Here is a 15,707-nt window from a genome sequence, read left to right as displayed (position 1 = left end):
CGGTTAATTTTGAAGGTCATCTCCCAGACTTCCCATCACCTCTTCAGCCAGCGATGCAAAGTCCACTCTGGGATCGTTTATAGTCGATTCATATGCCTCCCTGTCCCAGATTTCAATCCAGGCCCCCATGGCATTGAGCACAATCTCACCCTGAATTCCGGCGTAGTTTACAAGGTCTTTTGGTATCAGCAATCTGCCGTTTGCATCGATCTCCACGATTCGCACACCGGCAGTGTACATCCGGATGAAGTCATTGTTTTTCTTTACAAACCGATTCAGCTTGTTGAGCTTTGCCATGATTTTATCCCATTCCTTCATCGGATACAGCTCAAGGCACTTCTGAAACACACTTCGCTTCAATATAAATCCATCCTCCAGATAGGGCAAGAGCTGCTTCTTAAGCGCGGATGGCAACAGAATGCGCGCTTTTTCATCAGCCTTTAGTTCATGTACCCCTATCAAATTCAAGGATTTTCGCTTTTATTTTTCTGATGCTCAAAGGTAAAAACACTTTTCCCACATTTTTCCACTTATTTTCAAATTGTTGAAAAAATTTTTGAAAGAGAGCTTTGTTTAGTAATTTAAATAGCTGCTTATACAATACTTTGTCTAGTGGTAAAAAGTGGAAAGAATATAAGAAAAAGCAGCCAGGAATTCGCTCTACATCTTTAGTTTGGCTTTATTCAGCCTCATTTCCCGGCAAAAACTTGAGCCCCTGAAAAAAGCCATGGTATAAAACATTTCTGCTCCGAATCGATTATGCACCAACGTGCCACCCGCTCTCATCACAAGCACTATGGGTTTGTGGCAGAATACCTGATTTTATTTGAAAAGATGCATCTAAGGAAACAGGCTTGACATTTAAGTTCGATGTCATACATCAGAAATCAAACCTGCCGGTTCTCCATGAGTCTTAAGATTACATCTGCGAATTTTTGATAAAAAAAAAACCCGGCGACAGGCCGGGGAAACAATTCTGGTGAGAAAAAATCAAACAACTCCCTGTTCAATCATTGCATCTGCCACCTTAACAAAGCCAGCAATGTTGGCTCCTTTTACATAGTTGATAAATCCATTGGATTCTTTTCCAAATTCTACGCAAGATTTGTGAATATTGACCATAATGCTATGCAGCCGCTGGTCCACCTCTTCTCTGCTCCAGGATAGCCTTAGGGAATTTTGAGACATTTCCAGTCCACTGGTAGCCACTCCCCCGGCATTGGATGCCTTGCCCGGAGAAAAGAGTATTTTGGCTTCTAGAAAAGCTTCTATCGCCTCAGGTGTCGATGGCATATTGGCTCCTTCGGCTACACATATTACGCCATTGGAAAGGAGGGTTTTTGCATCCTCTCCGTTTAGTTCATTTTGTGTAGCACAGGGCAATGCAATATGGCATTTTACCCCCCAGGGGTTTTTTCCTTCGTAAAAATGAGCCCCCACTTTATCGGCATATTCTTTAATTCTTCCGCGTTGTACATTTTTCACTTCCATCAAGATGGCCAGCTTTTCTGGTGTAAAACCTTCAGCATCATAAACAAAGCCTGAAGAGTCAGATGCCGTTACCACCTTAGCACCCAACTGCATGGCCTTTTGAATAGCATATTGAGCCACATTGCCAGAGCCTGACACGGCCACAATTTTTCCTTCGAAGGAATGGCCTCTTGTAGCCAACATTTCTTGGGCAAAATACACCGTGCCATATCCTGTCGCTTCCGGACGGATGAGCGATCCCCCCCATTTGATGCCCTTACCGGTGAGCACACCGGTAAATTCATTTTTAATCCTTTTGTACTGGCCAAACATGTAACCAATCTCTCTGGCGCCTACACCAATATCGCCGGCTGGTACATCGGTATCTGCCGAAATATGGCGAGCCAACTCCGTCATAAAGGACTGGCAGAAGCGCATGACTTCGTTATCGCTTTTTCCTTTAGGATCGAAATCGCTACCACCTTTTCCACCACCCATCGGTAAGGTAGTCAGTGCATTTTTAAAAATCTGCTCAAACCCCAAAAATTTCAATACAGAAAGATTGACCGTAGGGTGAAATCTGATTCCTCCTTTGTAAGGGCCAATGGCCGAGTTAAACTGTACACGGTAGCCTCTGTTTACCTGCACCTCACCTTGATCATCGATCCAGGGAACGCGAAACATAATAACGCGCTCAGGTTCTACTATTCGTTCCAGAATTTTGTGTCTTTTGTATTTGGGATTGTCCTCTATAAAAGGTATAACCGTTTCGGCTACCTCTTGTACTGCCTGAAGAAACTCGGGTTCGTGTGGATTCCTGGCCCTGACCTGCGCCATAAAGGACTCTATTTGTCCATGAAGATTAGATGACATATCTGACTATCGTTTTTTGAAAATTGGCGCAAATGTATTGTCATCCTCAGAATACAAAATCATAATTTTTTTCGCTGAAACTTTGTGTAAAATCTACACTTTCAGGACTTTTAAGCTTTTGCAAATGCACTGAGAAAAGACGAATTCACAGGACGATACTTTTTATAGCAATTACTTTACTGCTGACTTGCCTTGTGTCCCTCTCTATTTCGCTTAAACTCCTCAATTTCATCCTGTGTAGGGGCCGGATTTCCTTTGCCAGTGGCCATAAACCACACTAGAAACACACCGGCAAGTAGCGGCAGGGTCAATACCGCCAACATCAACAGAGTTTCGTAAACCATACGAAGTACAATAAAACTTCAGGACTGTACAAAGGACAAATTTAAAAATTTTATATGTTTTAAAAATTCATTATGATTGCATCTAAAATTAGATGAAGGTTGAAAATATTTAAAATGCTGCATTTCAGCTCCATTACATTCTTGTCAATGCTATTGATCAATGCAGTATCGCTAAATATTATGCATGCACAAGAAGTGATAACAGGTGTAGTGCGAGATGCCAAAGACCGAGAACCTATACCAGGAGCCAATGTGGTCATCAGAGAAACAAAAAAAGGCACCTCCACAGATATGAGTGGTTTCTTCGTTTTAGAACATAAAGGCTCTATGCCCATCACCCTTGAAATTAGTTTTGTGGGCTACCGGACCAGGAAAGTTGAAATAAGAAAAGGCGGAAAATACACCTTCGACCTCGAAGAAGACAAAGTGATGCTCGGAGAGGTAAGTGTAGTCGAACAACGACTTTCTGACAAACAAAAAGAAAGCGCCTTGACGGTAGAAGCCATGGATATGCTCGCCATAAAAGAAACTCCTGCTGCATCCTTTTATGATGGCCTTGCTTCGTTAAAGGGTGTAGACCTGACCGCTGCTTCACTTGGATTTAAGATAATCAACACCCGGGGATTCAACAGTACATCACCAGTCCGGTCCCTCCAAATCATCGATGGCGTGGACAATCAGGCACCGGGTCTTAACTTTTCCCTTGGAAATTTTCTCGGTGCCCCTGATCTGGATGTAATGAACGTGGACATCATAGCCGGTGCCTCATCGGCTTTTTATGGTCCAAATGCATTTAATGGGGTCATCTCCATGACCACAAAAGACCCCTTTCTCTTTCCGGGAACTACAGCCTCCTACAAAATAGGAGAAAGAGCACTACACGAATTGGCGCTCAGGCATGCACAGGTGTTCAGGGATTCAAAAGGAAATGACAAGGTGGCCATAAAGTTCAATTTGTTTTATCTGCAAGCTTTTGACTGGGTAGCCGACAATTATGAACCCACAGAAGAATCCAAAGTGGGCAAAGACAACCCTGGATGGTATGATGGGGTAAACCGATATGGAGACGAAATAATGTTTGACGACGGTCAGCTACCCAGAACATATCCTGGACTCTACAGATTTCACCGTACAGGGATTGAAGAAATTCATTTGGTGGACTACAACACCCGAAATTTGAAACTGGCTTTCTCTTTACATCACAAATTCAGCAACGACCGCGAAGTGATCCTGGCTTCCAATTTTGGATACGGAACCACTGTATACCAGGGAGACAACAGATATTCACTTAAAGATATCAAATTCTTCCAAAACCGCATCGAATTCAGGAAAAAAAACAAATTTTTCTTACGCGCATACGCAACCAACGAAGACGCCGGCAATTCGTATGATGCGTACTTTACCGCTCTAAGAATGCAAAATGCCCTCGCAGAAGACCTTGCCTGGCAAAATACATATCGTTCGTTTTGGAACAGTTTTGAAAAATCAACCGCTGAAAACCTTCCGGGATACCCCACGGCCAACTGGTTTACAGAAAGGGAGCTTTGGATGCAACAATATCAGGAATATCTCTTGATCAACCGAGACACCCTGCGATATATGCACAACCGAAATCGCCGAAGAGTAGAAGAACGCTATGGAGGTCCTTTGATCCCCGGAACAGCGCTTTTCGACTCGCTCTTTACCTATTTTACTTCAAGAACCTTTTCAGAAGGAGGAACAAAATTTTTTGACAGATCAGCTCTCTACCACATACATGGTCAATATGAGTGGGACTGGAAAGGATTTCACTGGACTTCAGGCGGAAATATGAGGCTTTACGTCCCCAACTCAAGAGGCAACATATTCAGTGATTCCATGCGCTATGACCGATTTGTAGTAGATACCCTCCCCAACGGGAGATTGGTCTATGACAGCCTAGCTCTCGGATATGCCCGTATTACAAATTTTGAATTTGGAATCTATGGAGGCATAGAAAAGAAACTTCTCAATGACAAGCACAAATTCAATCTGACCGTCCGGCTGGACAAAAATCAAAACTTCCCCTATCTGGTAAGCCCGGCCCTATCATGGATTTATCAGCTTGACAAGCTCAACACCTTAAGAATAAGCCTCTCCTCTGCTATCAGAAATCCTACTCTCCAGGACCAATACCTGTATTACAATGTCGGAAGAGCTATCTTGCTGGGCAATCTCAACGGGGTAGACAGCCTGGTATCGCCGGAAAATTTGAGTGAATATCTGGCAAAAAACTCACAAGGCAGACTCGATCACGTATTTGACTACTACAATATTGACCCCATTCGCCCGGAAAGAGTACAGACAGCAGAAATCGGATATCGGACTACGCTTTTCAAGCGCCTTTTTCTCGATATGAATTACTACTACTCCTGGTATCGTGATTTTATAGGATTCAACATAGGTCTGGACATAGAAGAGGGCGGACAGACATCCTTTGACAGGGTTACAAAAGTGACGGTTTATCGCGTCTCTACCAATGCACGCGACAGAGTTACCACACAAGGTTTTTCGATAGGTGCCAACTATTACTTTTTGGATAATTATACCCTCACCGGAAATTACACCTGGAATGTCCTGAATACCGCCACCGACGATCCCATCATCCCGGCCTTTAATACACCGGAAAACAAGTTCAATATCGGCATCAACGGACGGGACCTAAAGTTCAAAAGCACCTCTGACAACCTATTTGGTTTCAGTGTAAATTATCGTTGGATTCAGGGGTTTTTATTCGAAGGTTCACCTCAGTTTACAGGAAGTGTCGACACCTATGACATGCTGGATGCCCAGGTCAATTATTACATAAAACGATGGAATACAAATTTCAAATTAGGAGGTACTAACTTGCTGAACAATAAGGTCTTTATGGTGTATGGTGGTCCCAGAGTAGGAAGATTGGCATATGTATCAGGAGTTGTAGATTTTTAAAATTTAATGTACATTCGTAATTGTTTAACTTTAAATAAAGTCTCTATGAGAAAACCACTACAACTGCTAACCGCCATTGTGGCGACGGCATATGCACTACAGGCACAGGTACGATATCTTGAGCCTGTTTTTACTGATGCGCAAATAGTAAAGATGGCCGATGTAAACTACGGCATCAACTTCTTTGCCTATGCGCCCGCTTCCATCGGAGGTCCCCAACTCCTGCCCTTGAGGTGCGATATTTACATGCCCGATACCAATGTCGACAATGTATCCAACAGGCCTGTAATTGTCTATTTCCATACCGGAAGTTTTTTGCCCAAAGGTCTTGCTAGCCCAATGGGAGAAAAAACAGATAGTGCTGCTGTAGAAATTTGCAAGAGATTTGCCAGAATGGGGTTCGTGGCGGTCTCCGCTTCCTATCGAGTCGGATGGCTTGCCAACAGTACCGACCTGGACTTAAGACGAGGTACCAACTTGCTTGCGGTTTACAATGCCATACAAGATGCCAAAACAATGGTAAGGTATCTAAGAGTTACAGCATCTCAAGGCAATCCCTTAAAAATCAATACAAATGCCATAACGCTGATAGGACAGGGATCCGGAGGGTACATAACCTTAGCGTACGCAACGCTTAATAAATATTCTGAACTTCAGTTAGATAAGTTTAAATACGACAACTCAAGCTCTACCGGTCTTTTTGGATACCCCGTTCAAGCAGGCGATATGTATGTTGATACTTCCGTGGTAGGCGACTGGAATGGATTCGGAGGAAAAGTCACTCTCACAGGTCAGCAGACTCCTCTGGGACTTCCACAAATAGACATGTCGCAAAGAGGCAGAAACTTCGAAAATTACGTAGGCGTGCCCTCGGATGTGGCGATGACTGTAAATTTAGGAGGCGCATTGGGAGATTCCACATGGCTAGAGGCCGGTGACCCCCCTATCGTATCCGTACACGTAGTTCAGGATTTCTTTGCCCCATACATTCAAGGTATGGTAAATGTACCTATTGCCGGACAATTTTATCCGGTAGTAGAAGTAGCAGGTAGTCACACCGCTGTACGACTTTCAAATTCCATCGGCAACAACAACGTACTTACCACCAACTGGAACGATCCCATCAGCGTAAAAGCCAGAGCCAATGCCACCATCAACCCGGGACAAATCCACCATATTTTGCCTTTTGACATTCCACCTCCCAATCCCGCCATGCCTTTCCGCGTGAATTCCAATCCATGGGATTGGTGGGATCCAAATGACCCATTGTCACAAAACGAAACAAATCCAAACATTAAAGCCCAAAGCATCGCATACATCGATACGGTAATGGGCTTTATTGCCCCCAGAATAGCAAAAATGCTAACTACCAAAGGATACCAAATCCCAGTAAGCGTATCAGAAAATCAATTGGATGCAAAAATTATTATGTATCCCAATCCAGCAACTACCCACTTCAGCCTCAGCACACACAAACCGATAGAAAAACTCGAGCTGGTAGACATAACAGGTCGTGTGGTACTCAACTCTACACCCAACGAGTCCTTTCACACAGTACACACCGAACACTTACCCAGAGGTGTATACATGGTCAGAATTTTAATGGAAAACGAATGGTTTGTAAAAAAAGCTATTTTGCGATAGTACCCAAACAACATACGCAAAGCCGCCCCTTGCGGGCGGTTTTTTTTTAGTCGTACTTTGGCTCAGTTATTGACTTAATCCTAATTAAACCCTTAACCTAATGAAACCACTGTCTGCTTATAGCTCTTTTGGAATATTGCTTTCGTTGCTGCTGATCACCTCTTGCTCAGGTTTTAAAAAACCAGGCAAAGAAGTTACGGGGCCTTTTTCTTCATCACGATATCAGACTAACAGCCGATATTTTCGAGGTACTGGGAGTGGCACCAGTATGGATTTAAACACTTCAAAGAGCAAAGCCATGATAACGGCCAAGCAACGCCTTGCGTCATCTGTTAATACTACCATGCGCACGGTGGCTGACCGCTATGTAAAGGAAAATAGCACTTTGAATGCCAGCGATTTTATGTCAAAATACGAAGAGCTCAACAGAGAAGTGACCAATACCATGCTGGCCGACATTAGGGTGATAGGTGAACGTACGTTCAAACTGCCAAACAATCAATACGAAACTCATATTGCCTTGGAGATACGCAAAAGATCTATGTACAACCACTTGCGTCGGCAAGCCAGACTTATGAAGCAATGGAACGAAGCTGAACGCGCAGCGATGGAAGATTTAATCGACAGATTACTGGCAGAATTAAAAGATTAGCGAATTAGGGTTTTTTCAAAACTTTTAAATTTACAACTCATGCACTTGTCATACGTGCATTAGCAAGATTTTGAAAAGCAAACTTTTTGTTGACAAGGCTCAGACTTTCTATAGGATGATGAGAAATGCCGGATTTATTAAAATTATTATTCCACCTTTTTTACATCGAGAGCGCTTAAGACATCCTCAAGCACTATATCAGGAGAGTTGTTGGCGTCTATCGTATAATGAGCCTGCTGATAATAAGGATTTCTTTCAAACAGATGCTTTGCTATAAACTCTGTCATAAAGTCATCCTCGATATCGGCAATCAATGGCCTGTTTTGCTTTTCTGGCACCAAACGTTCTGCAAGAGTGCCGGGATTACACTGAAGATATATGCTGGTGGATGAATTTTTGATTACCTCCAGATTGTTGTAATAACACGGAGTGCCTCCGCCGGTGGCCAAAATGTAGGCCTGATTTGAAATCACTACTTTCAGAGCCTTTTGTTCACATTCTCTAAAATAGAGTTCCCCTTTTCTGGTTATCATGTACTGCACACTCATTCCGAACATCTGGCCAATCACCTCATCCAAATCCCAAAAGGGCAATTTCAATTCATTGGCAAGTCGGTGACCTATGGTTGTTTTACCAGATCCCATGTATCCAAGCAAAACAATTTTGGTGTGCATTATCAAAATTTTTGTGCAAATTTCAGAAATATCAACGCTTTATCAAAACGGACAGACATTTTTTAAGCTTGCATTGTCATTCCATACAAATACTCGGTATGCTTGAATGGCCTGAATATCCCACTTTAAAAATTTTGACCAATGTTGCAATCCGCATGAAAATATTTGAACAACAAATCGTAGAAAACACTGACATCGACAATGGTCATAATGGTATAATTTCGAGAACTTACCAGGAGCAACTCAAAACAACTGATTAGCATTGAAGTTGCAATACCGAGCAGATCTCATTCATCCAATGACATGATCGGTTCATATGCAAGGCGCCGGTATTCCGGCCTTAAAAAAATCAAGACAAAAAATTTAAGATATGTACCAATCAACCATAAGCTATCATAATATTCATTGGATTAAGAGGTTGCTGAAAACGGTATCCTAAATCTCTGTTGAAGTTGCACTTGTACTAGCGATGAAAACCTCTTTGATCCATAAAAACAATCAAATTACCTTGACCTACATTGTGAGTCCAATCTGCTGGACCGACAATTTCAGATAGGAAACTGAAATTTGCAGGAAAATTTTTTAAACCAATTTTATACATACACCGCAAGCATTTTTTAAGACCATTCATGCAAGTAGGGAATCTTCACACATATTTATACAAAAAGTATTGCTCCATCCAGTTAACCATCTGACTCACCATCCGATCTACGACTTACCCAAGTGAGCATTAAAAATGCATGTAAACAGTAAGAATATAATAAATTTCATTCATTATTTAATACTTCTTCCTGGACTCTATCAGATATCATATGCTTGGCAGCACCATCCGAAAGATACCGATTTAAGGAAAATCGACCTTAACTACCAGCAAGCCTGAGAAAAAAGACTACTTCTTATAAAAAAAAGCCTTATTCACAAAAAAATCTTAATATAAATGAAAATGTATTTACTTTTGAGACAAATACTAAAACATCAGACATGACACTCGAGTCACCTGACAAAACAATAAGATGCGGAATTTGTGGATATGCAAACGATCCCAGGAATAAGCGCTGCAAAAGGTGCAATCACCCTATGTCATCGTCGACAGAGCCCTCCCCAGATCCTAAAATTGATTAATGCAAATACCTATGGCCAACAAACCTGTAAGATGCCCCTATTGCGGGTACGCCAATGAGCCTAAAGACCTACGCTGTCGTAGGTGCAATTATCCATTGAATGAAGCCAATAACAATAATTCGCTATCCGACACAGCTAAAGCAAACCCGCCAAATATAACTGCAGGAAGGCACGATCACTGTAGTTGATTTGTATGATACGGGTCCCAGTAGACCCCTTAGTTAACACTTCCTTTCTTATAATCAATGAGTAACCACCGCCCCAACTTCTTAGTACATCACATAGATCACCTTAAATCAAACTATTGATGTACTGAAGACCTTTGGTCCATGTTTGAGTTCGTTACATTGAAAAGCCAGTAGTGCCTGATGCTTGCATCCCATAAAGATGACACTGTCCTAGTCCTCAAGCAGTCACTATCGTATAACCGCATCTAACCAGAGTATCTCAATAGAAATTTTGTCTCAATAGTAAAGGGTAATTTTCACTACTTAAGTCAAGGTTGCTTTGCCAGACAAATGTTGTATGAATACTAGAGGTGTAGGGATCAGATGTGTAACCTTCATCAATAAGGGTAAATTTAATCCCTTGTCAATCGCTCCTTACAAGTTGGAAAGAGGTGTTATTTTCAAAAAGGCTTAGGCTGAAAATTTCAGGTTAAACTTTCCGGATGCTGATGTTGTGTTTCTTCTACTTTTAATCTTTGGAGAAATTCTTCAGGGCTTTCAAGCTGTTGGAGATATTCAAAATGCTCTCTTTTCATAATCTTCTTTTGAATCAATAGTTGTATACCGGGGATCATAAGCATTGCAATAAAAATATAATACATCGGCAGTCCAGGTTCATATTGTATACTTTTCAGGATATTTTTAAGAGCTTCTTTTTTGTTATTGAGATAAAAGGCATGTATTCGTGCCAAAATGTAATAATGATTGGCCATTCTGATTTTCTGAGATGTCGTGATGAAATTGAATCTCCGGGATGAAGTGATGGATTGAAGTGCTATCCTGTATTCAACCAGCACAACGGGTAAATTTTCAGCATTTCCATATTTGATAAAGTTTTTTATCATCTGATAATCCTCAGCATAGTCCTTTTGCATCGAAACAGGATATCCGCCTATTCGCTCAGCTATGGAGGCATCATACACTAAGGAACTGTGTGTAAATACATTTCTTTGCGAAATAACTTTCTGAATTGTAAGCCAATCCGTCACTTTAGGCTCTACATGCAGTTTATTACCCTGGTCATCAATGACCTGAGCAAAAGTGCCCAACATTTTGCACTCCGGATGCATTCTGAGATATCGAAGCTGAATTTCCAGTTTAAGCGGATGCCAGATATCATCCGCATCGATGATGGCAATCCAATCACCTTTGGCATTTTTTAGTAGAAAATTTTTGGCGCGTGCTACTCCTGAATTATCTATTTTGAAACTTCTGATTCGTTTGTCGCGAAACCTTGATATAATCTCCCAAGTACGGTCCTTTGAGCCGTCATCTACTATCAAAAATTCAAAATTTTTGTACGATTGTGCCAAAACACTTTCAATAGACTTTTTGATATATCTTTCTGCATTATAAGCACTTAATAAAACTGATACCTCAGGTTTCAACTTCTTACTCTTTATCTCGTAAAATCAAATGTACCCATCTCCAGGCCAATAGCACATATCCTGCATCCATTACCGACCGAAAAACTGCCCCCCCATACGCGCCAAAATTTCTAATGGCAAAATAATTTCCAACTACTGAAATGACCATCATTACCAGCAGAATCTTAAGGTGTGCATCATCTTTTTTGAGATGAATAAATGCCTGATAAACAAACATATGAATGAACAGACCTGCTACCAGCGACGGAATAAACCATCTGAATAGTTCAATAGATTCACGATATTCCAACCCAAACAATAACTTAACCACAAGTTCAGAAACCAGAAAAAGCAACACTCCTGCACCTGTAAAGGGGACAACAAGCCATTTAATGTATTTGAAGAGCACTTTTTTATACATGGTTATTCCCTCAGAGGCCTTCTGAGCAAGATGAGGAAGCAATGTCATGTGCAGAGGGTAAAACATCATGCTCTGAGCTACCAGATACAATTTGTGAGCAGCCCCATAAAAACCAAGTGTAGCACCACTTAACAAAAGACCAGCCCAATACATTCCACCTAAAGCATACACTTTGTTGGCCATGCCACCTGCAAATACATAAAAACCACTGGTCAGATTTTTCAATACCAAACGGATTCCGGGGAAGCGCAACCGAAGCTCAGGCATTAACCTGAAACTATACCTAAAGACGAAAGCTGATACAATCAGATATCCTAAGGAAGTGCTCACTGCCACCAGATAATAATCACTTTCATTTTTTACCAGTGAAAAAAGCAATAGTGCAAATATTAACTTAATGGCTACATTGGCCAGAGCCACTGCTCCCAGCTTTTGCAATCCCTGGAAAAACCAGTTTTGTGTAAATACAAAAGAAATCGTCATAGCAAAATAACCCAATAAGGCCGGCATGTATGGATGTAACTGCCTCTTTAAAACCATCATCGCAGCAAATACCAATGCACCCATTACCCAAAGAAAAATTTTGCTCCAGAAAACCGTGCTATAAAGCCTCGAAACCAAAACTGGCCTGTGAGCAATCACCGCCATACGGCGGGTAGCAGTGATGTCGAAGCTGTACTCGACTATTTGAATAAAGTATAAAGTAAGCGTGTACGAATATTCGAGAATTCCAAACTTATCCACACCAACCGTACGGCTGATGTAAGGAATAGTGAAAAGCGGAATCAAATAGTTAGCGGCCTGCGAAAGTGTGATGTAGGAAAAATTTCTAAACAGGTATGCCGGCATGGGGCCAAAGATACCATGCCGGCAACCTGAATTTATTTTTTGATGAGTTTGAATCTTTTTATGTGCCCGTAGTGGTCAATGATTTCAACAATGTAAGGACCAGCCATAAGATGTCCGATGGCAATATCGCTCCCTGGATATTCCACAGAACAAATAAGGTGACCGAGTAAATTGTACACATTCATCCGAGCAATTGAAGAAGCGCTTTGTATTGAAACCCAATCAGATGCTGGGTTTGGAAAGAGTGAGTAAAGTGGATGGTCTGATTCAAATTGGCCAAGACCTGACACTACAGCGATGGACTTTGTATAAGTAAAATCACAAGTTTCCTCAAAAAGCGTAACCTGAACAGTCATGTTGCCGGTAGCTCCGGGAGTAAAGGAATAATCGGAAGTAGTGATTACATTAACAAACTGCCCTAGGGTAGAGTGATATACTACTACATGCATGGAATCTGCATTTCCTATTGGGATGGTTACCATTGTGGGTGGATTTATGGTATCGGAAATGGATAGTAATGGATTCGCTGGCTGAGCCACTTGATGTACCACTACCGAATCCGTCTCTGAGCAATTTCCCTCCTGAAAAGTGACGTAATAGGTGCCGGGTTGAGCAATCTGTATTGATGATTGATTGGATAAAAGTATGCCTCCGAGTGTCCATTGTATCGAAATGCCCGCTGGGGCTGATAGACTTACTGTGATGGTATCAGGGCCGCATAGGGTATATCGAGCGCCATTTGTGCCTGGAACAGCCTGCATAAAGCTGTAAATAAACGATGCAGCATGGTTGGTGGCTGACTGATCCCATGCATTTATTTGAGCATATAAACTATCGCCATTGGAAACAGGAATTGGAGATGGTACGAGATTTACTGCATAGTCGCTGAATGGTGGAGCTACTTCTGAAATAGTGCGTTGTATCGTTCCGCTGTTTGTCCACAGGGTTGTTAAAATCGGAAAATGGTCAATTTGCGAATTGTTAAACACGACAGCTTGTGGTAAATCGCTATTCACCGGGCTGCAACCAGTGTGATGAATGACCGAATCAAGCTGTACATCGTAAGAGGAATTGGTCACACGAATATCATCAATCAGCCAAAAGCCGCCGGTGGAATTCGAAGATGATATGATAAATCGCAACTGTACGCCGGTCATGTTTGGCAATGGTAAAACTGCTGCTCTACGTGCAGTGTTTTTTAACCGAGGTGAGGCTGCCAAGGCTGTAGGTGCGGCACCATCAAAAAATCCGTTGGATTCATAAATAGTACTCCACTGACTTCCATTGAAAGCCTGAATCCGCATGGTCATGGTACCAGAGAGGGGTGGCTGTACAAATTCATTCCATTGGACCAATGGGAACAATGCTCCAGTGGTATTGAATGGAGGGGTGGTCAATATAGCACTGTCTTGTCCGGGTCCATAGAATCCCGGTTGATAAACTGCAAACGGGGGAACGAACAAAGAGGCTGCAGCAGACGTGGTGGGAAATGGATTGTCAAATCTCCACAATCTGTTGGGTAAAGGTGACTGATTTGACCAACCGGAAGGGGGCTGAATGCTATCGGTAAAACTACAAAAATTTTCCTGGAATATGGTAGGAAAGTCGCCGTCGAATGGGACAGTGAATACCAAACCCTGATTACCAGCGATGTATATACGGTCTCTATATCTGATAATAACCCGCATAGCCTGAGTTGTACTAAGACCTACTGAATGCGATGTACCGGAGGAATCTGCCTGAAGTGCCACTCCTGAGTTGCCGACCAACAGATATCGCCAGGGTTTTAATACAAGCCCTCCGTTAAAAAACGCACTGGAATTGTAGTTGACCTGCGACCAGGTCAGTCCACCGTCTTTTGTCTTATATACAGCCCCATTCTGACCACATATCATTCCATTTGCATGATCGAAAAAATCAACTGAGGAAAGAGTGCCCGCAAAAGGCCCAGTTACAGCAGTCCAGGTAAGACCCTTATCGGTAGAGCGAAACACAGTACCTTGCACACCACACAAAACAAAGGTATTATCGGTTACCTTGGCGATGCTGAAAGGTGAAGCCGGCAGAGTACTGACAACCGTAGTCCACGTTTGTCCGTAATCACCGGATCTGATCACTACATTTCCGCTGGCAGCCCCTCCGCCGACAGCTATCACAATCGAATCATCAGCTATAACATCGAGAAGACCCGCAGTTGTGCCAGAAAAAACAGTTGACCAAGAGTTGCCGTGATTTGTACTTCGCAGCAAAGTGCCGCTTACACCTACAATAATTCCGATGCTATCCCCTGTAAAGGTAATGGCACGAAGGCCAGAAGTTGTCGGTGCCGTTATGCTGCTCCACTGTGCTACACAACCGGCATTCCGACGGATGATGGTTCCATTGTTGCCCACCATAAAAAGTTGGCCAATTCCGCTTTCTGCAGCACCCCACAAGCCTTGTGTGGTGGGTGTTGTCTCATTGGATACCTGGGACAAAGAATGTAAGCTGTAAATCAGTAAAATAAACGATAAAGCTTGTTTCATTTTTATTTAGATTAATTCTAAACAAATATTTTGGTAATTCAGTCAGTAACAAAGTTAAGTTTTTATAAAATTCTAAAAGAAATAAAAAATGTCGGAATTAAAAGGTTTAATGATGCTATTTCTCATTGTATATCTATTATTTACAAATATTTAAGTTGTGGAAATATCAGTACGGCACCTCTACTCTATCAGTCACATACTCTATATGCAGTCACATACTCTATATGACCAAGATGAACCCTCCATTGCGCCCCAGGGCTCACAAAAAGCAGATTGTAATGCCGGCTGATTCTTGCAACTGCAGACTCTGTATTCACATCTAAGTGGAACAGTTACGATATCGGTAATTGATTTTTATTAGCGATTGTGCTACAGATAAAGATTGTCTGTAAAAGTATAAAAGCCTTAAGCCATGTGGTCCAATTAAAAACCACCTACAGAAAGAAACAATTTACGTATCGGCAATTTCCCAAACGGGCCCTATGTCGCTCTCCAATTATTCTAGGGTAGAGACAGGTGAGTGAAATTTGTCTTTGGATGCCGTGAACAAAATCTCAAGGTATTTCGGATTAACCATTGATGAGCTGGTC

The 15,707-nt window shown here is 42.1% G+C and carries 10 protein-coding genes; 3 read left to right on the top strand and 7 right to left on the bottom strand.

Annotated features, from left to right (window positions below; genetic code table 11):
- Positions 1-3 precede the first annotated feature (3 nt).
- From DES35_RS00050 to DES35_RS11460, 3 genes are all read right to left on the bottom strand, one after another.
- Positions 4-468, bottom strand: coding sequence for a division/cell wall cluster transcriptional repressor MraZ (locus DES35_RS00050; RefSeq protein ID WP_037359653.1), 465 nt, complete (start codon positions 466-468; stop codon positions 4-6).
- 522 nt (positions 469-990) lie between these two features.
- On the bottom strand, positions 991-2,343 hold the full coding sequence (gdhA, locus tag DES35_RS00045) for an NADP-specific glutamate dehydrogenase (protein ID WP_037359657.1): 1,353 nt from the start codon (positions 2,341-2,343) through the stop codon (positions 991-993).
- 176 nt (positions 2,344-2,519) lie between these two features.
- Positions 2,520-2,687 (bottom strand): hypothetical protein, encoded by a 168-nt coding sequence (locus DES35_RS11460; RefSeq protein ID WP_160171989.1) that lies wholly within the window; start codon positions 2,685-2,687, stop codon positions 2,520-2,522.
- 99 nt (positions 2,688-2,786) lie between these two features.
- Here DES35_RS11460 and DES35_RS00040 point away from each other — a divergent pair, with 99 nt between their 5' ends.
- The 3 genes from DES35_RS00040 (at position 2,787) to DES35_RS00030 (ending at position 7,932) form a co-directional block, all read left to right on the top strand.
- Positions 2,787-5,636 (top strand): TonB-dependent receptor domain-containing protein, encoded by a 2,850-nt coding sequence (locus DES35_RS00040; RefSeq protein WP_244906302.1) that lies wholly within the window; start codon positions 2,787-2,789, stop codon positions 5,634-5,636.
- A 45-nt stretch (positions 5,637-5,681) separates the two neighbouring features.
- On the top strand, positions 5,682-7,280 hold the full coding sequence (locus DES35_RS00035; RefSeq protein WP_037359659.1) for a T9SS type A sorting domain-containing protein: 1,599 nt from the start codon (positions 5,682-5,684) through the stop codon (positions 7,278-7,280).
- Between the two features lie 100 nt (positions 7,281-7,380).
- Positions 7,381-7,932, top strand: a complete 552-nt coding sequence (locus tag DES35_RS00030; RefSeq protein WP_037359662.1) for a hypothetical protein — start codon at positions 7,381-7,383, stop codon at positions 7,930-7,932.
- Between the two features lie 146 nt (positions 7,933-8,078).
- On the opposite strand, the gene DES35_RS00025 is transcribed toward DES35_RS00030, so the two are convergent.
- The 4 genes from DES35_RS00025 to DES35_RS00005 all read right to left on the bottom strand — a co-directional run bounded on the left by DES35_RS00025 (position 8,079) and on the right by DES35_RS00005 (position 15,117).
- Complete coding sequence (locus DES35_RS00025; RefSeq protein ID WP_037359665.1) at positions 8,079-8,606, bottom strand: shikimate kinase; 528 nt, start codon at positions 8,604-8,606, stop codon at positions 8,079-8,081.
- Between the two features lie 1,774 nt (positions 8,607-10,380).
- Positions 10,381-11,343 carry a glycosyltransferase family 2 protein gene (locus DES35_RS00015; RefSeq protein ID WP_170125662.1) on the bottom strand — a complete coding sequence of 321 codons (963 nt, stop codon included), beginning with the start codon at positions 11,341-11,343 and terminating at the stop codon, positions 10,381-10,383.
- A 4-nt stretch (positions 11,344-11,347) separates the two neighbouring features.
- On the bottom strand, positions 11,348-12,592 hold the full coding sequence (locus DES35_RS00010; protein WP_114365486.1) for an oligosaccharide flippase family protein: 1,245 nt from the start codon (positions 12,590-12,592) through the stop codon (positions 11,348-11,350).
- Positions 12,593-12,624: 32 nt separating this feature from the next.
- A complete protein-coding gene (locus DES35_RS00005) occupies positions 12,625-15,117 on the bottom strand; it encodes a YCF48-related protein (RefSeq protein ID WP_114365485.1) in 2,493 nt (830 codons plus the stop codon).
- Between the last annotated feature and the right edge of the window lie 590 nt (positions 15,118-15,707).

This window comes from Schleiferia thermophila (assembly GCF_003337435.1).
In the GTDB taxonomy this organism is placed as follows: Bacteria; Bacteroidota; Bacteroidia; order Flavobacteriales; family Schleiferiaceae; genus Schleiferia; species Schleiferia thermophila.
Note: the sequence above shows the minus strand (reverse complement) of the source record. Positions and strands in the feature narration are given on the sequence as shown.

Bases quoted from the DNA above. Each gene is read 5' to 3' on its own strand.
- gdhA (WP_037359657.1), bottom strand. From the start codon at position 2,343: ATGTCATCTAATCTTCATGGACAAATAGAGTCCTTTATGGCGCAGGTC.
- DES35_RS11460 (WP_160171989.1), bottom strand. From the start codon at position 2,687: ATGGTTTACGAAACTCTGTTGATGTTGGCGGTATTGACCCTGCCGCTA.
- DES35_RS00035 (WP_037359659.1), top strand. From the start codon at position 5,682: ATGAGAAAACCACTACAACTGCTAACCGCCATTGTGGCGACGGCATAT.
- DES35_RS00030 (WP_037359662.1), top strand. From the start codon at position 7,381: ATGAAACCACTGTCTGCTTATAGCTCTTTTGGAATATTGCTTTCGTTG.
- DES35_RS00025 (WP_037359665.1), bottom strand. From the start codon at position 8,606: ATGCACACCAAAATTGTTTTGCTTGGATACATGGGATCTGGTAAAACA.
- DES35_RS00010 (WP_114365486.1), bottom strand. From the start codon at position 12,592: ATGCCGGCATACCTGTTTAGAAATTTTTCCTACATCACACTTTCGCAG.
- DES35_RS00005 (WP_114365485.1), bottom strand. From the start codon at position 15,117: ATGAAACAAGCTTTATCGTTTATTTTACTGATTTACAGCTTACATTCT.